Genomic DNA, 18641 nt, shown 5'->3' with positions numbered 1-18641 from the left:
ATGGACCTCACCTTGACGGATCTGCCTTCGGCGAGCCTGAGCTGGCTCTCGCTCGTGTTCCAGCTCATGGCCCTGGCCGGCTGCGTCTACGGGCTGGCGGCGGCCTTCCTGGCGGGCCGCTACGCACGCCGCCCCGTCCCGGTCCTGGCGGCGAACGCCACGCGCCCCTCGGTCACCATCCTGAAGCCGCTCTGCGGCATGGAGCCCAATCTCTACGAAAACCTCGAGACCTTCGTCCGTCAGGATTACGCCGGGCCGGTCCAGGTGGTGTTCGGCGTCCAGAACGCCACGGATCCGGCGATAGCCGTGGTGCGCCGCCTCGCGGAAATCTATCCCGACCTGAAGCTCGATCTCGTCATCGATGCGCGCCAGCACGGTTCGAACCGCAAGGTCTCCAACCTCATCAACATGTCGGCTCAGATCGCCCATGACGTGATCGTGCTGGCCGACAGCGACATGGTGGCAAGGCCCGACTATCTCGAACGGATCGTCGCCGAACTCGGGCAGCCGGGCGTGAACGGGGTCACCTGCCTCTATCACGGCGTGCCGGCCCATCGCGGAATCTGGGCGCATCTCTCGGCGCTGGCCATCGACGTGCAGTTCCTGCCCAACGTCGTGATGGGCACCTCGCTCGGCCTCGCCAAGCCCTGCTTCGGCTCGACCATCGCCTTCACCACCATGGCCTTGGCCGAGATGGGCGGCTTCGAGGCCTTCCGCGACGATCTCGCCGACGACTACGCCGTGGGCGAGGCCCTCCGCGCCAGGGGCGGCCTCGTGGCGATCCCGACCTTCACCATCGGGCATACCTGCGTCGACACCGATCTCGCCGGCCTGTGGAAGCACGAGCTGCGCTGGAACCGGACCATCCGCAACGTCGATCCGGCCGGCTATGCCGGCTCCATCGTCACCCACGCCTTCCCGCTGGCCCTCATCGGTGCCCTGATCCCCGGCGCCGATACGAGCGGCCTCGTGGTGGCGGCCCTGGCGCTCGCCTGCCGCATCATCCTCTGCGTCCGCCTGGAGCGCGCCTTCGGCCTCGCTCCGCACCCCTACTGGCTGTTGCCGATTCGCGACATCCTCTCCTTCATGAACTTCTCCTGGAGCTTCGTCTCGGGGGCGGTGACATGGAAAGGTCACGATTATCGGGTGGTTGCAGATGGCACACTGATCCCCGAGCGAAGCCTCGGCCACGATGCTGGTGCATCCTCGCTCTGATCTTCGCTTTTAGCGTCCCGTCCGCCCTTTTTCCTTTCTCGCTGAGGCCTTGAACCCCATGCGCACGCTTTTCCTCCAGGCTCCCACCTTCGACGGTTTCGACGGCGGCGCGGGCTCCCGCTACCAGGCCAAGCGCGAGATCAAGTCGTTCTGGTACCCGACCTGGCTCGCCCAGCCGGCGGCCCTGGTGCCGAACTCGAAGCTGATCGACGCGCCGCCGCACAACATCAAGCTTCCCGAGATCGTGGCTCAGGCTAATGATTTCGACCTCGTGGTGCTCCACACCTCGGTGCCGTCGTTCAAGTCCGACGTGAAGACCGTCGAGGCGCTCAAGGCCGCCAACCCGAAGCTCATCGCCGGGCTCATCGGCGCCAAGGTCGCGGTCGACGCGGCCGGCGCCATGGCCCAGGCCCCGTGCATCGATTTCTGCGCCCGCAACGAGTTCGACTTCACCGTCAAGGAAGTCGCCGACGGCACTCCGATGTCCGAGATCAAAGGCCTGTCCTACCGGGACGCCAACGGTGTCGTGATCCACAACGTGGACCGCGAGATCATGACCGACATGGACCAGCTTCCGTTCGTCACGAGCGTCTACAAGCGCGATCTCCAGATGGAGAAGTACTTCATCGGGTACCTCAAGCACCCCTACATCTCGTTCTATTCCGGCCGCGGCTGCAAGAGCCGCTGCACCTTCTGCCTCTGGCCCCAGACGGTGGGCGGCCACACCTACCGCACCCGCTCGGTCGCGCACGTGATCGAAGAGATCAAGTACTGCCTGAAGGAGTTCCCGCAGACGAAGGAGTTCTTCTTCGACGACGACACCTTCACCGACAACCTGCCGCGCGCCGAGGAAATCGCCCGCGAACTCGGCAAGCTCGGCGTCACCTGGTCGTGCAACGCCAAGGCGAACGTTCCGCGCGACACCCTGAAGGTGCTCAAGGAGAACGGCCTGCGCCTGCTTCTCGTCGGCTACGAATCCGGCAACCAGCAGATCCTCAACAACATCAAGAAGGGCATGCGCGTCGAGGTGGCCGAGCGGTTCACCAAGGATTGCCACGACCTCGGCATCGCCATCCACGGCACCTTCATCGTCGGCCTGCCCGGCGAGACCCGTGAGACGATCCAGGAGACGATCGCCTTCGCCAAGCGCATCAACCCGCACACGATCCAGGCATCGCTGGCAGCCCCCTATCCGGGCACCTTCCTCTACAAGCAGGCGGTGGAGAACGGCTGGCTCGACATCGCGAACGCCGAGCTCGTCGACGAGAACGGCGTGCAGATCGCGCCGCTGCATTACCCGCACCTGTCGCATTCCGAGATCTTCGCGGCGGTGGAGGAGTTCTACCGGAAGTTCTATTTCCGCGCTCCGAAGATCGCCTCCATCGTCTCCGAAATGGTCCGTTCGCCCGACATGATGAAGCGCCGCCTGCGCGAAGGCGTGGAGTTCTACCGCTTCCTCAAGGAGCGCCAGGGCACCGCCAAGGCCGCCTGAGCCTCGGCTCTCGCATCGACGCATGACGGCCGGGCTCGCTGCCCGGCCGTTTTCGTTTCCGGCAGGGACCCGGTCGGTCGCAGAGCCGCGGGCGAGAGGCGAAAAAGCCGGTTCCCCCTTTCCGCATCATGCTCTAGACGCTTCCCCCGACGGAACCGGTCGCGCGACGCCTTCCGGCGCGGTCAGCGATGAGAGGATTCGTCGTTCCGCTGTTTCGGCAGCCTCGAAAGCTCTCCGGCGCCGGCCCTCGGGCAGCCGGGATCGGGCCCTGCAGGCCACGCGCCTCCGCCCCGTCCCCGCGGCGCCGGAGGGTGACCGGCCAAGGGGAAGGGTGCGATGTCCGAATTGTCCATCCTTTTCGTCGTCGGCGCGTTCGCCTTCGTGGGCGGCCTCGCGATCACGCGGACGCACCGCGCGTTCCGCGGCCCCCTGTCCCGCATCGTGCACGAATGGGAGCACGGGCTGCTCTATCGCGACGGGCGCTTTGCCGGAGATCTGCCGCCCGGGCGCTACCGGACCCTCGGGTGGGGCGACCGTCTCGTGGTGACCTTGCCGAACGTCCCAACGTTCGAAGGCCTGCACGGCGTCGAGGTCACCAGCGGGGACCGGCTTTCCTTCCGCCTGTCGGCCACGCTGGTCTTCGAGGTGATGGAACCGCGCGTCGCCCATGAAAACCGCTACCGGGACAGCCTGCAGCGCGCAGGAACCGATGCCCTGATCCGGCTCGCGGCGGCCCGTACGCTCGAAACCCTGCTGTCCGAGCGCCCCACCCTCGACGCCGCACTTCTCGCCTTCCTCGACAGGCCCGTCGCCGGTTGCCGGATCACCGGTGTGACCGTCAGCGCCGTGACCCTGCCACCCGAGGTTCGCCGGCTTTATGCCGAGGTCGAACGGGCGCGGCTCGAGGGCCAGGCCTCCCTGGAGCGGGCGCGCGCCGAGCAGGCCGCCCTTCGCTCCCTGGCCAATTCGGCCCGGATGCTGAAGGGCAATCCGGAACTCATGAACCTGCGCCTGCTCCAGGCGCTCTCGACGTCGGGCGGCAAGGGCGGAGCGACCCTGGTGCTCGGCCGCGAGGCCTTCGCCGCATCGGCGCCCGGTGGCGGAGCAGCTTACTCTGACGAGGACTGAGCGTGGCCCATAAGAAACGCCTGATCGTCACCGCCGACGATTTCGGCCTGAGCCTGGCGGTCAACGAGGCGGTGGAGCAGGCCCATCGAGAGGGCATCCTCACGGCCGCCAGCCTGATGGTGGGCGCGCCCGCCGCGGCGGACGCCGTGGCGCGCGCACGGCGCCTGCCATCCCTGCGCGTCGGCCTCCACCTCGTCATGGTGGAGGCGTGGCCGACCCTGCCCGCCGCCGACCTGCCCGACCTCGTCGGACCGGACGGCCTGATCCGCAGCGACATGGGCCGCCTCGGCCTCGACCTCGCGGTGAAGCCATCGGCGCGCCGTCAGCTCTCGGCGGAGATCACGGCGCAGTTCGAGGCGTACAAGGCGACGGGCCTCCCCCTCGACCACGTCAACGCCCACAAGCATTTCCACGTGCATCCCCTCATCGCCGGGCGCGTCCTGGCGATCGGCCGCGGCTACGGCATGCGGGCGATCCGGGTGCCGCGCGAGCCTCGCGCCGTGCTGCGCGCCGCCGAGCCGGGGGCCAATCCGAAACCCGCCCTCGACATCGCCCCCTGGGCCGGCCTCCTCGCCGTCCGCGCCCGTCAGGCGGGCCTGCTGATCCCCGATCGCACGTTGGGGCTGGCATGGTCCGGCGCGATGACACTGCGGCGCGTGGCGGGGCTCCTCGGCCAACTGCCCGACGGCCTGACCGAGCTCTATACCCATCCCGCCACCGGCGGCGGCTTTCCGGGCGAGGCACCCGGCTATGCTTATGGCGCCGAGCGCGACGCCCTGATCGCGCCGGAGACGATCGCGGCCCTGGCGGCATCCGGGGCGGTGAGGGGCGGGTTTTCCGATTTCGCGTAGCCGGTCGACTGCGACAGGATCCCCATCAAAGAAAAAGCGGCCGTCGCTTCACGCGACGGCCGCTTTTTTACGGACCGGTCCCTGGCCCTACTTCACGGCCACGGGCTCGGGCTTCGCCGCCCTGAACCCGGCCACGGCGTCCTCGCCCTCGGGGCGCTTCGGGTCCGGCTTTTTCGGCGGCGGGCCGAGGAAGGCCGGGACCACGAAGAACGCGGCGATGAGGGTGAAGAACAGCGACAGGGCGAGGAGCTTGCCCATGCTGGCCGTGCCGGGATGACTCGACAGGACCAGGGAGCCGAAGGCCGTGCCGGTGGTCAGGGCGGAGAAGAAGATCGCCCGCGTCAGGCTGGAGGCCAGCATGTCGGTGACGCCCGCCCGCCAGGCGATGACGTAGTAGATGTGGAAGGCCACACCCACGGCGAGCATCAGCGGCAGGGCGATGATGTTGGCGAAGTTGAGCGGCATGCCGACCACATGCAGCGCCATCAGCGTCCATAGCGTGGCGAGCACCAGCGGGCCGAGGGTCATCGCTACGTCCCAGGGCTTCCGCAGGGCCACCGACAGGATGATGAAGATCGCCACCAGCGCCGTCAGCGCCGCCTGCACGAAGGCGCCCAGGATGGTGTAGCTCGACGAGGTCGTCGCCACTGGCGCGCCGGTCGCGTGCGGGGCCACGGTCTGCACCTCCTTGGCGAAACGGCGCAATACGACATTGTCGTTGGCGTCACCACTCGGATGCACCTCGATTCGGGCGCGGCCGTCGGCGGCGATCCACTCGGCCTTCAGCTTCGGCGGAATGTTGGCGAGGGTGACCTTCTCGGGGGCCAGCATGCCGCGCAGGCGGTTGAGCAAGGTGGCGAGATCGGTGGTGACCGCCACGTTGGCGGCCTGACGCAGCTGCTGCGTGGCCGAAGCGAGGGAATCGAGGGTGCCGGAGAGAGCACCCGCGGCCTTGGCTCCGGCGGCGTCACCGGTGGCGATGCCCTTGAGGGCGGTGGCCGCTTCCTTCAGCGCCTTCACCGTGTCGGCGTCGGTGGGCGGCGGCGGCTTCCTCGCCGGGTTGAGGATGGGGCCGAGGAGTTCGGCCGTCTCGGCGATGGTCGCGAGCTTCTGATCCTGATCCGGGGGGACGAACGTGTCGATGTCGATCACCCGGGCGACCGAGGGCAGGGCCTTCAGCTTGGCCGCGAGCTCGGGCACCGCCTGTACGTTCGGCGCGATCACGTCGATGAGGTTGGGGCTCGTCTCCGGGTCCTTGATCAGGTCGAGATAGGTCGAGATCGATTCTACCTTGGTGCTGCGCAGGTGCATCGGGTTGGAATCGAAGGGCAGCTTGAACAGCAGCGGGATACCCGCCACCGTGATCACGCCGACGATGATGAGCACGATCTTGCGGTTCTGGATGATCCAGTGGTCGACGCCGGCGAGCCATGTCGTCTCCACGGCCCGCGCCTCGCCCTTCGGCTTGAACACCGCGATGAGGGCAGGGAGCAGGGTGAGCGAGAAGAGATAGGCGACGATCATACCGACGCCGGCGATGAGGCCGAGCTCGGACACGCCGCGGAACGCCGTGGGCAGGAACGCGAAGAACCCCGCCACAAGGGAGATGGCGGCGAGACTCAAGGACCAGCCGACGCCCCGCGCGGCGGCACGGATGGCGTTCGCCAGATCCGGTTGCTCGAACCGGTCGGCCCGGTATCGCACCGCGAACTGGATCCCGAAATCGATCCCGAGCCCCACGAACAGGGCGGCGAAGGCCACGGAGATCGGGTTCAGCTCGCCCACCATCAGCAGGCCGAGGGCCGCAGTGACGATGAGGCCGGCGAAGGTGGTGATCAGGACGGCGCCGACGAGGGAGGCCGAACGCAGGGCCAGCCAGACGAACAGGATGATGGCGCCGGCCGTGACGCTGTAGTTGAGGAACGCGTCCTCGGCGAGGGTGGCGAATTCGTCATCCGCCACGGCCACCGGGCCGGTGAGGCGCATGCGCGGGTTGTCCGCCGCGTCGAGGCCGCCGAGGGTGTTGATCTTCAGGTCGGTGGCGATGCGCCGGACCAGGGCGGAGGCTTCGGCGCCCGGCTGGAGCGCCGCGTAATCCAGCTTGGGCTGGATCATGATGAACTTGCGGAGTTCCGTACCCTGGGCCTTGCCGTTGGAGAGGAGCAGCTGCCAGGAGAGGCGGGCCGGCTCTCCCGCCAGCACCTTGCGCAGCACCTCGTTGATCCGCGTCATCGGACCGTCGAGATCCTCGAGCTTGGCGTCACCGCTTTTGATGCCCCGGGCACCGAGGCCGAGCACCCGCATGAGGCCGCGGAGGGACGGGTCGGCGGCGAGCGGACCAAGCAGCCCCTGCTGCTGGTCGAGCTGATCCATGGTCTTGGTGAGCTCTTCCTGCGGCATCAGCAGGAAGCCGTTCTTGTCGTAGAACGGACCGCCATCCGGGCGGTAGACCGTCTCGATCTGATTCGGATGGTCGAGGAGGGCCTGGGCCAACGTGGCCGCGGCCTGCTCGGCGACCTCGGGCGTCTTGCCGTCGATGACGGCGACGAGGGTGCCCGTCCGTTGCGGAAACGCCTTCTCGTAGTTGATCTCGTCCTGGCGCCAGGGCACATCCGTGTCGATGAGCCGCTCGACGTCGGTGTTGATCCGGAAGAGATGGGCAGCGAGCGCCGCGCTTCCGACAGTGAGGAGCGCCACCAGGCCGATGACCAACCAGCGGCGTTGGACGGAAAACGCAACGAGACGTTCGATCACAAGTATCCTGCCTGACTAGCGACGCGGGCCCCACATGGACGAGAGCGGCCGGTGTCGCGGATGCGAGGGACAGGCGACGATCTCGGCGCGGAACCGGTCTTGGTCCAAGGGTCGGTTACCACCTGTCGAGGCAATCCACGAGTCCCGGCGGTATATCGAGACGTGTCATGCCTCCGCGACGGCCAGCCTCGAACGAGGGTGTCCGTACTCATCGGCAGGCGGAAATGCAACGCGGCCCCATCCTCTCGTCCTGCGGTCGAAGTCATGTGCGCCTGCGCACCGCACCCTGTCGACGCCGCGACGGAACGTTGTCCAAGGCCGTGGGCGGGACACCCGTCGTTGCAAGGGCGCGCAGTTCTGACATTCGCTGGCCGAATAGGAAAAAGCACCACGGTTCGGCATAAGGACAGGATATCGCCAGTATCGGAAGCGCGACGACATGCGCCTCCCCTGTGGCCGTATTGCCCCATCACCGCTCAAACACGCATCGTGCGCTGGCCGCGCGGGCGGATCAAGATCGGTTCCAGCCTAGTGCGCTGGAATTTCGCCGCTTTTCGCGGTAATGCACCGGTTCATATCGGGGCCAAAAACAAGGAGCCGCGTCTTGGGTATTCCCCTCCGTTACGTCGCGAAGATTGGCGGCTACATTCTCAAGCAGCACCTCACCGGTCGCAAGCGCTACCCGCTCGTGATGATGATGGAGCCGCTGTTCCGCTGCAATCTCGCCTGCGCCGGCTGCGGGAAGATCGACTATCCGGACGAGATCCTGAACAAGCGCCTGCCGGTGGCCGACGCTCTGGAATCCGTGCGTGAGTGCGGCGCACCCATGGTCGTGATCGCCGGCGGCGAGCCGCTTCTGCACAAGGATCTGCCGCAGATCGTCGAAGGCATCATCGCGCAGAAGAAGTTCGCGATCGTGTGCACGAACGCGCTGCTGCTCGAGAAGAAGATCAAGGACTACAAGCCCAGCCCGTACTTCACTTGGTCGATCCATCTCGATGGCGACAAGGAGATGCACGACCAGTCGGTGTGCCAGCGCGGCGTCTACGACAAGGCCGTCTCCGCCATCGCGAAGGCCAAGGAGATGGGCTTCCGCGTCACCATCAACTGCACCTTCTTCAACAATTCCTCGGCGGACAAGATCGCCGACTTCTTCGACACCGTGACGAAGCTCGGGATCGACGGCATCACCGTCTCGCCCGGCTACGCCTACGAGCGCGCGCCCGACCAGCAGCACTTCCTCAACCGCAAGGCGACGAAGGACCTGTTCCGCGGCGTGTTCCGGCACGGCAAGGAGAAGGGCCGCCAGAACTGGACCTTCCAGCAGTCGGGCCTGTTCCTCGACTTCCTGGCCGGCAACCAGACCTACCATTGCACCCCGTGGGGCAACCCGACCCGCACCGTGTTCGGCTGGCAGAAGCCCTGCTACCTGCTCGGCGAGGGCTATGCGGCGACCTTCAAGGAATTAATGGAGGAGACCGACTGGGATTCCTACGGCACCGGCAACTACGAGAAGTGCGCCGACTGCATGGTCCATTCGGGCTACGAAGCGTCCTCGGTGGTCGATTCCGTGAAGAAGCCCTGGAAGCCGCTGATCCACGCCATCCGCGGCATCAAGACCGAGGGCGAGATGGCTCCCGAGGTCAGCCTCGAGAACCAGCGCCCCGCCGAGTTCGTATTCTCGCGCAACGTCGCGCAGAAGCTGTCCGAGATCAAAGCTTCGGGCGTCGACACCAAGCGCGAGGCGCGCAACCGCACGGCGGCCTGAACCCGCCGCACGCGATGCGTGCTTGAAACGAAAGCCCCGCGCTGCCGATGCAGCGCGGGGCTTTTTTGTGTGTGCCGACGTGAAGTCGGGCAGCGTCAGGGGCTCGGCAGGCCAAGGTTGGGGCCGAGACTGGCCCGACACTGGGAGAGCGCGGCGAAGGCCCGCCCCGAATCACGGGCGAGGCGGATCAGCGCCAGCAGATGCGCGGGTCGCCGGGCGAGCGCCGTGAGAACGGCCGGAATGTCGGGATCGCCGTTCGGCTTCAATGCGGTGGCGACGAAGGCGGGCAGAGCGCGCCCGGCCGGGTCGCAGACCACGCGGATCGCCGCGAACGGAAGGCCATGGCGGGCCGCGAAATCCGCCGCGACGTGAGATTCCATATCGACCGCCGCTGCGCCGGTGCGGCCATGAAGTTCCACTTTCGCGGCCACGCTCAGAACCGCCGCGTCGACGCCGGCGAGGTCGGCGGAGTGCGTCGTCAGATCGGCTCTCGACAGGGCGGAGTGAATCGCGTCGCGCAAGACGACATCGGTCTCGCGGCGTCCCGTGTCACCTACGATGCCGGTGGCGATCACCACGTCGCCGGGGAGCAGGGATGGATCGAGTCCTCCCCCGATGCCGAAACTCACCACGGCCCGGCAGCCTGCCGTCACGCGCGCGTCGAGCAGCGCACGCAGGCGCGCGGGCGACCCGCCGGCCCCCACGGCTTCGATTCCGGGACCGGCGGCGAGCCGGGCCTCCTTGGAGAGGCCGGTGACGGCGAGAATGGGAAGCATGGGATGTCCAGCCAGCACACCCTCCCCCCTCTGCGGGGGAGGGTGGCCCTCGCGTCAGCGAGGGTCGGGAGATCTCTGGAGAGGTCGCCCCCTCCCGCTGCTCTGCAGGCACCCTCTCCCGCAGAGGGGAGAGGGTCGAGGAGAACCTACATCCCGTAGGCGACGGACCGCGTGTTGCTGCGCTTGAGGTTGCGGTAGCGCGCCATGGCCCAGAGTGGGAAGAACTTCGGGTAGCCGTGGTAGCGCAGGTAGAAGACCCGCGGGAATCCGGTCGCCGTGTAGCGCTCCTCCGACCAGAAGCCGTCGGCTCCCTGCGTGCGCGTGAGGTAGTTGATGCCCCGCGTCACGGCCGGATCGTCGGCCTCACCCGCCGCCATCAGCGCCAGCAACGCCCAGGCGGTCTGGGAGGCGGTGGAGTAGCCGGGCTCGAAGGCCGGATCGATCTTGTAGGACGAGGCGTCCTCGCCCCAGCCGCCATCCGGGTTCTGGATACGGATGAGCCACGCCACCGACCGGCGGATCTCCGGCGAGGCCGGGTCGACACCGGCGGCGTTGAGGGCGCACAGCACCGACCAGGTGCCGTAGATGAAGTTCATGCCCCAGCGACCGTACCAGGAGCCGTCCTCCTCCTGATCGTCGAGGAGGTATTTCACGCCGCGATCGAGTGCCTTCGAGGTCTCACGGGTCTCGCCCAGCTGCGAGAGCATCGAGACGACGCGCGCCGTGACGTCGGCGGTGGGCGGATCGAGCAGGGCGCCGTGATCCGAGAACGGGATGTTGTTGAGGTAATGGTGGTTGTTGTCGGCGTCGAACGCCGCCCAGCCGCCATCGCTCGATTGCAGACCCTCGACCCATTCGCGGGCGCGGGCGATGGAGACGGCGTAATCCGGCACGTCGGCGACGAGACCGTGCTGGCGCGTCGCCCGGTCCATCGCCATCACCACCACTGCGGTGTCGTCGAGGTCGGGGAAGTGCGGGTTGGCGTATTGGAATGCCCAGCCGCCGGGGCGGACATTGGGGCGGCCGGCCGCCCAATCGCCCTTGATGTCGAGCACCTGGAGCGGACGCAGCCAGTCGAGCCCGCGCCGTGCCTGATGCTCGGCATCGGGTCCGCCGGCTTCCAGCAGGGCATGGCCGGCAAGGGCCGTGTCCCAGACCGGCGAGAGGCAGGGCTGGACGTAGGCTTCGTGCTCCTTAACCACCACGAGCTTCTCGACCGCCTCGCAGGCGATCCGAACCTGCGGGTGATCGGCCGGATAGCCGAGCACCTCGTACATGAGCACGGTGTTGACCATGGCCGGGAAGATGGCGCCGAGACCGTCCTCGCCGTTGAGGCGCTCGCTGGTCCAGGCCACGGCCTTGTCGATGCCGCGCTGACGCCGCTTCTTCGGGAAATAATCCTGCGTGACCTGCAGCAGGCGGTCGATGGCGCCGAAGATCGGCGTCCACGGCCAGGTCGCGTGCGGGCTGCCGGGCCAGGACCGGACGTGGTCGGGCGGCGTCACGAACAATTCGGAGACGCCGAGACCGAGGGGGTTCTTGGCCAGCGGCTTCTTGGCCTGCAGCACCAGCAGGGGCACGATCACGCAGCGCGCCCAATAGGAAATCTTGTCGAGGTGGAAGGGAAACCACTTCGGCAGATGCATGATCTCGACGGGCATCACCGGCACGGCGCGCCACGGCACCTCGCCGAACAGAGCCAGCAGGAATCGCGTGAACACGTTGGAATTGGCCGCACCGCCGCGCGACAGGATGGCCTCGCGGGCACGCCGCATATGCGGGGCCTCGATCGAGTCGCCGACGAACTTCAGCGCGTAATAGGCCTTCACGCTGGCGCTCATGTCGAACGGCCCATCGTGGACCAGCGACCAGCCACCATGCTTGCCCTGCGTGCGGCGCAGATAGTTTCCGATCTTGGCCATCAGGTCGGGCGGAATGGTCGTCGCCCGGAACTGGTGGAACATGATGTATTCGGACGGGATCGTCGCATCCGCTTCGAGTTCGAAGCAAAGATGCCCGTCCGCATGGACGAGATTCGTCAGGGCCTGCGTCGCCCGCATGACTCCATGTTCGACGTCGTCCAGGGAAATCTCCTGGGTCTTGGGACGCTGGAGCGTCTCGACCTTCTTGAATGCCTCTCGCATCGTCCTCGCCTCAAGCGCCGCCTGACGCGGCCCCTCTCTCACGCCGCGCCGCGCGTCATAGCTTCACCGCGTCCACGCGCTCCCTTGAGAAGCGCCTGTGCGGCCGTCGTTCCCGAACGGATCGCTCCCTCGATCGTCGATGGCAGGCCGGTCGCGGTCCAGTCGCCTGCCAGGACGAGATTGTCGTGGGCCGTCACGGCGCTCGCGCGCCGTGCGGCCTCTTTGGGCGTCGCCGCAAAGGTCGCCCGTTTCTCCTTGACGATCTGCCAGCTTGGCAGTTCCGGTGCAAGTCCGGTCAAAGTCGAGATCTCGGCCCAGATCTGCTTCGCCAAGTCTTCGCGCGGCACATCCAGCAGGCGGTCGGCCCCGCTGATGGTCACCGACAGTCGGTCCGGATAGGCGAACAGCCATTCCGTCAGACCATTCACCACGCCGAGCAATAATGGCGAGCCCTGTGGAGGAAGGATCGCGAAGTGAGCATTGACGATCGAGCGGTAGGATTGCGGAACGGCCAGGCCCGGCAGGAGATCGGACGCCACCCAAGGCGGCAGGGCTAGAACCACCGAATCGTCGGGACCGAGCGTGATCGATTCGTCGCTGAACAGCAGCGTATCGACGCGGCCCGCATCGGCACCGAGTCCGCGCAGGCGACGGCCGAATCGCATCTCGGCGCCGTGCTTGGCCAGATAGGCCAAAGCGGGGTCGATGAAAGCGACAGAGAGACCGCCCACGGCGATGAGCGGCCGGCAGGCGGCGCCGCCCGCGCCCAGGGTCTCGCGCAGGATCGTGGCGGCGAGGCCGACATCGCTTTCCTGCGGATCGGTGTTGAGGGCGGCGAGCAGCACCGGATGCCAGAGGCGCTCGTAGAGCGGTCCGGAACATTCCATGCGCTCGCCGATCGTGCCCGCCCGGCCGGGGGCCTTGCCCGAGGCGGCTCGGAGGATGCTCAAGGGCGCGAGGTAATCCATGGCGCGGCTGCCGGGCACGCGGCGCGAGGCCTGCAGCACCCACCACGGCACACGGCCGGCATTCGGCCGCAGGGTCCAGCGCTCGCCGGTCTTCAGGTCGGCGAAGGGAAACTCGGCCTCGTCCGGCCCGGTCAGGGCATCGGCGGGGGCGCCCACCAGCTTCAGGAAGTCGAGGGACGAGCGGTTGCCCGACAGCAGCAGGTGGTTGCCGTTATCGATGGTCAGGCCCAGCGTCGAATCGAAATAGGAGCGACAGCGGCCGCCCGCCTGCTTGGCGGCCTCGTGCACGATGACGCGGCGCCCCTGCTCGGCGAGCGACACGGCGGCCGAAAGGCCCGCCAGCCCCGCGCCGACGACGTGAACCGTTCCGGTCTGTTGTCCCGTCATCACAGGATCCCGTGACGAAGCGCGACGCCCAGCAGGGCGAGCTTCGAGGGTTTCACGCGCGCGCGGGGCATGGCCCAGCCGCGCTTCAGCACCGCGTCGAGATAGAGCCGGTAGGCCCCCGCCATCAGGCGAGGGGCCTTCGTCTCCTTGCGGGGATTGCGGTCGATGATCGTCCAGGTGTCGCGGTAATGGGCCTCCGCCTCCCTCGCCACGGCGATGCAGACTTCACCGATGCGGGGATGAGCGATAGCGGCCTGGGGCGTCGGATCGGCGAGGCCGATGGCGGCGAGCTTCTCGCGCGGCAGGTAGAGGCGGCCGCGCTCGGCATCCTCGTCGATGTCGCGCAGGATGTTGGTGAGCTGAAGTGCGCGGCCCTCGTGATGGGCGAGGCGGATGCCGTCGGCATCCGGCAGGCCGAAGATGCGCACGGACAATCGCCCGACCGCGCTGGCGACGCGGTCGCAATAGAGATCGAGTGTCGCCTCGTCGGGGGCGACGATGTCCTCGAACGCATCCATCGCCATGCCGTCGATGACCGCCTGGAAATCCTCGCGCAGCAATCCGTAGCGGCGGACGGGCACCACGAGGTCGCGCACGCGCGGAGCCGGATTGCCGGCATAGAGGGCATCGATATCGGCGCGCCAGCGGTCGAGTTCGGCCGCGCGGACGGGCGCCGGGCCACCGTCGTCGGCGACATCGTCCACCGAACGGCAGAAGGCGTAGACCGCGTACATCGCCTCGCGGCGATCCTTCGGCAGCAGCCGCATGGCGGTGTAGAACGAGGACCCGGCGGCCGGCAGGGCGGCGTCCTGCGTCATCGCGGGTTCCTGGGCGGGTGATGCGGTGGCGCTCATGACTGCGCTCCCTGACTCGCGACACGCGTGGACTGTCGGCGCAGGATGCGCGAGCGGAACGGACGCCGCGCCAGGGTCGAGGCGATTCCGCCCAGAGCCGTCAGGGCGAAGCCCGCCTTGCCGTGATGGACCTTCTCGGAAAGCGGGTCGCGCGTGAGCAACCCCTTCGTGAGCACCACGGCGAGGCGGTGGATCGCCGCGATCTCGAGGCTCAGGCGCAGGTCGTCGATCAGGTCGGGCAGCACCGCGCCCTCGTCGAGAAGGACCATGGTCCGCTCGGCGAGTTCACGGATGACCGCGCGCAGGGCAGGGGAGGCCTTGTCGGCGGCGAGCGCTTCCACGGAGACGCCGTGGCGCTCCAGCACGTCCCGCGGCAGGTAGACCCGGTCGTTGCGGCGATAGTCCTTCGCGCAATCCTGCAGGTGGTTGATGATCTGGAGCGCGGCGCAGATCGCGTCCGACGGTCCCCAGACCACGGCCGGGTCCTCGCCGTGGATGTCGAGGACGAAGCGGCCCACGGGCATCGCGGACAGACGGCAATAGGCGATGAGGTCGTCCCAATCCTCATACCGGTTCTTCCGCGCATCGAGGCGGAAGGCATCGAGGAGTTCGAGAGCATGCGTCGCCGGAAGGCCGCGCGCGGCGAGTTCCCGCTTCAGCGGCTCCGCCTCGCGGTCGGAGGGCCCCTTGCCGGTCAAGGCATCGGCGAGGTCGTCGAGGAGCTCGACCTTGCGCTCGGGCGACAGCTCGGCATGGTCGGCGACGTCGTCGCCCGCACGCACGAAATCGTAGAACGCCAGGATCGCGCCGCGATTCTTCGGATGGATCAGGTGGGAGGCGACGGGAAAGTTCTCGTCCTTGTGCCCCTTGCCCGAACGCGCGTCCGTCGCGCTGTCGAGGGTTGCGGTCACTTCAGATACCCCGATTGGCGGAACCAGCCGAGGGCGTCCGACAGCCCCTCGCGGTAGGGCCGCGCGGAATAGCCGAGTTCGGCCCGTGCCTTGGCATCGGTGAAGAACATGCGGTAGCGCGACATCCTGATGCCGTCGATGGTCGCGAAGGGCGTCTTCCCGGTGATCCGGGCCATCTGTTCGGAGATGAACGCGATCGGGTAGACCACGGCGCGCGGCAGGTTGATGGTCGGCGCCTTGCGGCCGACCATGCCGGCGATGTCGGCGAGCATCTGCGACAGCAGGACGTTCTCGCCGCCCAGGATGTAGCGCTCGCCGGTGCGGCCATGGCGCAGGGCCAGGAGATGGCCGTAGGCGACGTCGTCCACATGGGCGAGGTTGAGGCCGGTATCGACGAAGGCGGGCATCCGGCCGAGGGCCGCTTCCACGATAATCCGGCCCGTCGGGGTCGGCTTGACGTCGCGGGGGCCGATGGGCGTCGACGGGTTGACGATGACCACGGGCAGGCCGTTGCGGGCCGCCATCTCCTCGACCACGCGCTCGGAGACGACCTTGCTGCGCTTGTAGGCGCCGATGGCCGTGCCGGGGGTGAGGGGCCGCATCTCGTCGGCAGGCGTGCCGTCGTCATGCGGTTTGATGGTCGCGACGCTCGACGTGTAGACGATCCGCTCGATACCGGCCCGGAGGGCTTCCTCCATGAGGATGACGGCACCGTCGCGGTTGGTGCGGACGATCTCTTCCGGGTCCGGCGCCCAGAGCCGGTAATCGGCGGCGGCATGGACGAGGTAGCGCTGGCCGGCGAGCGCGGCGGCGACCGATGCGCGGTCGCGCATGTCGCCCTCGACGATCTCGACGTCGTTCCAGACGAGGTTGGTGCGCGGGGACGAGGCCCGCACCATGATCCGCACGGAGAAGCCGGCCTTGCGGAACACGTCCACGAGGGCGGCACCGAGGAACCCACTCGCTCCGGTAATGAGAACCGGGCCGGCATCGTAACGGCTCTCGTCGAACCTGCCGGAGGAGGTGGCCTCTGTCATTTCTCTCGTAGGGTCAGGGGATTGGACAGGGAGACGCGCCGGGGCGAACCGGCATCACGCCCGGCCTTTTCTCATCGTTAGGCGGGGCGAACAAGCGCAGCGCGGCCACACACGGAGACTTCCGTGCGCGGCCACACGCCGGGGGCCTCAGGTCAGGCGAGACGCAGGCGTCCGGCCTTCTGCTCAGGCAGAGCGGCTTGGACGGTCCTGACGATGCCGTCGGCGTCGAGGCCGGCCTCGGCGTACATCGCTTCCGGGCTGTTATGGTCCTGGNGCCTTCTGCTCAGGCAGAGCGGCTTGGACGGTCCTGACGATGCCGTCGGCGTCGAGGCCGGCCTCGGCGTACATCGCTTCCGGGCTGTTATGGTCCTGGTAGGTGTCCGGCAGCGTCAGCGTCCGAACCCGCACCCGGCCCGTGTCGAGAGCGCCCTTCTCCGACAGGAGATGCAGCACCATTGCGCCGAACCCGCCCACCGAACCCTCTTCCAGGGTGACCAGGACCTCGTGGCTCGCCGCCAGATCCAGGATCATCGCCTCGTCCAGCGGCTTGGCGAAGCGCGCATCCGCCACGCTCACGGCGATCCCGGCGCTCTCCAGCAGGTCGGCCGCCTTCAGCGCCTCCGACAGACGCGTGCCGAGGCTCAGCAGCGCCACCCGCGCCCCCTCGGGGCGCTTGACGATCCGGCCCTTGCCGATGGGAAGCGGCACGCCGCGCTCGGGCAGGTCGACGCCCACCCCCTCGCCGCGCGGGTAGCGCAGGGCGATCGGGCCGCTGTCATGGGCGTGCTGGGTCGCCACCATGTGGACCAGCTCGGCCTCGTCGGAGGCCGCCATCACCACCATGTTCGGCAGGCAGCAGAGATAAGCCAGATCGAACGCGCCCGCATGGGTCGCCCCGTCCGCACCCACCAGGCCCGCCCGGTCAAGGCAGAACCGAACGGCCAAGTTCTGCAGCGCCACGTCGTGCACGACCTGATCGTAGGCCCGCTGCAGGAAGGTCGAGTAGATCGCCACGAACGGCTTGTAGCCCTCCGTCGCCAGGCCGCCCGCGAACGTCACCGCATGCTGCTCGGCGATGCCCACATCGAAGGTCCGGTCCGGATGCGCCTTGCCGAACAGGTCGATCCCGGTGCCGCCCGGCATCGCCGCCGTGATCGCCACCACCTTGTCGTCGGCATCCGCCGCCTTGATCAGGCTCTCGCCGAAGACGCGGGTATAGGCCGGTGCGTTCGGCTTGGCCTTGGCCTGGACGCCCGACAGCACGTCGAACTTCACCACCCCGTGGTAGCGGTCGGCCGACGCCTCGGCCGGGGCGTAGCCCTTGCCCTTCTGGGTCACGACATGGAGCAGGATCGGGCCCTGGTCCGAATCGCGCACGTTCTTCAGGATCGGCAGGAGATGGTCGAGGTTATGGCCATCGACCGGGCCGACATAGTGGAAGCCCATCTCCTCGAACATCGTGCCGCCGCCCACCACCAGGGAGCGGGCGTACTCTTCCGCCGCCGCCGCACGCTGGTAGATCGCCTTCGGCAAGAGCTTGCCGAGCTGCTTGGCGGTCTCGCGCAGGCCGCGATAGGTCCCGCCCGAGGCGAGCCTGGCGAAATAGGCCGACATCGCCCCCACCGGCGGGGCGATCGACATGTCGTTGTCGTTCAGGATCACGATCAGGCGCGAATGCAGCGCCCCGGCATTGTTCATCGCCTCGTAGGCCATGCCCGCCGACATCGAGCCGTCGCCGATCACCGCGATCATGTTGCGGCGCCTGGGCGCGGGCGCGCCCTTGGCCTTGGCCGACGCCTCGTCGAGGTCGCGCGCCACCGCCATGCCGAGCGCCGCCGAGATCGAGGTGGAGGAATGCGCCGCCCCGAACGGGTCGTAGACGCTCTCCGACCGCTTGGTGAAGCCCGACAGCCCGCCGGGCTGGCGCAGCGTCCGGATCCGGTCGCGCCGCCCCGTGAGGATCTTGTGCGGATAGGCCTGGTGACCGACATCCCACACAATCCGGTCGTCGGGCGTCTCGAACACGTGATGCAGCGCCACCGTCAGCTCGACCACACCCAGGCCCGACCCGAGGTGACCGCCCGTCACCGACACCGCGTCGATCATCTCCTGACGCACAGCGTCCGCCACCGCCTGAAGCTGGCTCTCGGGAAGCGCGCGAAGAGCAGACGTCTCGTCAAGCCCGTCGAGGATCGAGGTTTCTATCCGTGACAATGGCTCACTCACTTCTTTGAATCTGATATCGGATCGACAGGGCGCCCCACCTGCCGCTATCGGCTTCGGGCAGGGGCCGACGATCCTGGTGATGACAACGTTCCGCGCCGCGAGGTCGTCGCGCACTATAACGCCACTATCG

13 protein-coding genes are annotated in these 18641 nt (G+C 67.9%); 5 read left to right on the top strand and 8 right to left on the bottom strand.

The window, feature by feature from the left end:
• The 4 genes from hpnI (at nt 1) to hpnK (ending at nt 4686) form a co-directional block, all read left to right on the top strand.
• Nucleotides 1-1215, top strand: a complete 1215-nt coding sequence (gene hpnI / locus ASF26_RS13780) for a bacteriohopanetetrol glucosamine biosynthesis glycosyltransferase HpnI (RefSeq protein WP_056254980.1) — start codon at nt 1-3, stop codon at nt 1213-1215.
• Between the two features lie 58 nt (nt 1216-1273).
• Nucleotides 1274-2707 (top strand): hopanoid biosynthesis associated radical SAM protein HpnJ, encoded by a 1434-nt coding sequence (hpnJ, locus tag ASF26_RS13775; protein ID WP_018044397.1) that lies wholly within the window; start codon nt 1274-1276, stop codon nt 2705-2707.
• Nucleotides 2708-3043: 336 nt separating this feature from the next.
• A complete protein-coding gene (locus ASF26_RS13770) occupies nt 3044-3835 on the top strand; it encodes an SPFH domain-containing protein (protein ID WP_056146488.1) in 792 nt (263 codons plus the stop codon).
• A 2-nt stretch (nt 3836-3837) separates the two neighbouring features.
• Complete coding sequence (gene hpnK / locus ASF26_RS13765) at nt 3838-4686, top strand: hopanoid biosynthesis-associated protein HpnK (RefSeq protein ID WP_056254976.1); 849 nt, start codon at nt 3838-3840, stop codon at nt 4684-4686.
• 87 nt (nt 4687-4773) lie between these two features.
• Here the strand turns inward: hpnK and ASF26_RS13760 are convergent, their stop codons facing one another.
• Complete coding sequence (locus ASF26_RS13760) at nt 4774-7440, bottom strand: MMPL family transporter (RefSeq protein ID WP_056254973.1); 2667 nt, start codon at nt 7438-7440, stop codon at nt 4774-4776.
• 604 nt (nt 7441-8044) lie between these two features.
• Here ASF26_RS13760 and hpnH point away from each other — a divergent pair.
• Entirely contained in the window at nt 8045-9208 is a 1164-nt protein-coding gene (gene hpnH, locus ASF26_RS13755) for an adenosyl-hopene transferase HpnH (protein WP_018044393.1), read from the top strand.
• A gap of 95 nt (nt 9209-9303) precedes the next feature.
• On the opposite strand, the gene ASF26_RS13750 is transcribed toward hpnH, so the two are convergent.
• The 7 genes from ASF26_RS13750 to dxs all read right to left on the bottom strand — a co-directional run.
• On the bottom strand, nt 9304-9984 hold the full coding sequence (locus tag ASF26_RS13750; protein ID WP_056254969.1) for a phosphorylase: 681 nt from the start codon (nt 9982-9984) through the stop codon (nt 9304-9306).
• Nucleotides 9985-10130: 146 nt separating this feature from the next.
• Nucleotides 10131-12128 (bottom strand): squalene--hopene cyclase, encoded by a 1998-nt coding sequence (gene shc / locus ASF26_RS13745; RefSeq protein ID WP_056146495.1) that lies wholly within the window; start codon nt 12126-12128, stop codon nt 10131-10133.
• A 38-nt stretch (nt 12129-12166) separates the two neighbouring features.
• Complete coding sequence (hpnE, locus tag ASF26_RS13740) at nt 12167-13483, bottom strand: hydroxysqualene dehydroxylase HpnE (protein WP_056254965.1); 1317 nt, start codon at nt 13481-13483, stop codon at nt 12167-12169.
• Nucleotides 13483-14337 (bottom strand): presqualene diphosphate synthase HpnD, encoded by an 855-nt coding sequence (hpnD, locus tag ASF26_RS13735; protein WP_056254962.1) that lies wholly within the window; start codon nt 14335-14337, stop codon nt 13483-13485. Before hpnD ends, hpnE begins: the two co-directional genes overlap by 1 nt.
• The gene (hpnC, locus tag ASF26_RS13730; protein WP_056254959.1) at nt 14334-15248 is read right to left on the bottom strand and encodes a squalene synthase HpnC; all 915 of its coding nucleotides are present in this window, start codon (nt 15246-15248) and stop codon (nt 14334-14336) included. Before hpnC ends, hpnD begins: the two co-directional genes overlap by 4 nt.
• Nucleotides 15245-16285, bottom strand: a complete 1041-nt coding sequence (hpnA, locus tag ASF26_RS13725) for a hopanoid-associated sugar epimerase (RefSeq protein WP_056254956.1) — start codon at nt 16283-16285, stop codon at nt 15245-15247. The genes hpnC and hpnA overlap by 4 nt, the downstream gene beginning before the upstream one ends.
• Nucleotides 16286-16559: 274 nt before the next feature.
• Nucleotides 16560-18499: 1-deoxy-D-xylulose-5-phosphate synthase (gene dxs / locus ASF26_RS13720; RefSeq protein WP_244475935.1), on the bottom strand; the 1940-nt coding region annotated here is incomplete at its 3' end.
• Nucleotides 18500-18641: the final 142 nt, after the last annotated feature.

Origin of the sequence: Methylobacterium sp. Leaf93, assembly GCF_001422345.1 — a bacterium.
GTDB lineage: Bacteria > Pseudomonadota > Alphaproteobacteria > Rhizobiales > Beijerinckiaceae > Methylobacterium > Methylobacterium bullatum.
The sequence above is the reverse complement of the archived record's forward strand: the minus strand, read 5'-3'. Positions and strand labels throughout refer to the sequence as shown.

Excerpts from the sequence above, each read along its gene's own strand:
- hpnI (WP_056254980.1), top strand. The coding sequence starts at position 1 with ATGGACCTCACCTTGACGGATCTGCCTTCGGCGAGCCTGAGCTGGCTC.
- hpnJ (WP_018044397.1), top strand. The coding sequence starts at position 1,274 with ATGCGCACGCTTTTCCTCCAGGCTCCCACCTTCGACGGTTTCGACGGC.
- ASF26_RS13770 (WP_056146488.1), top strand. The coding sequence starts at position 3,044 with ATGTCCGAATTGTCCATCCTTTTCGTCGTCGGCGCGTTCGCCTTCGTG.
- ASF26_RS13750 (WP_056254969.1), bottom strand. The coding sequence starts at position 9,984 with ATGCTTCCCATTCTCGCCGTCACCGGCCTCTCCAAGGAGGCCCGGCTC.
- shc (WP_056146495.1), bottom strand. The coding sequence starts at position 12,128 with ATGCGAGAGGCATTCAAGAAGGTCGAGACGCTCCAGCGTCCCAAGACC.
- hpnE (WP_056254965.1), bottom strand. The coding sequence starts at position 13,483 with ATGACGGGACAACAGACCGGAACGGTTCACGTCGTCGGCGCGGGGCTG.
- hpnD (WP_056254962.1), bottom strand. The coding sequence starts at position 14,337 with ATGAGCGCCACCGCATCACCCGCCCAGGAACCCGCGATGACGCAGGAC.
- hpnA (WP_056254956.1), bottom strand. The coding sequence starts at position 16,285 with ATGACAGAGGCCACCTCCTCCGGCAGGTTCGACGAGAGCCGTTACGAT.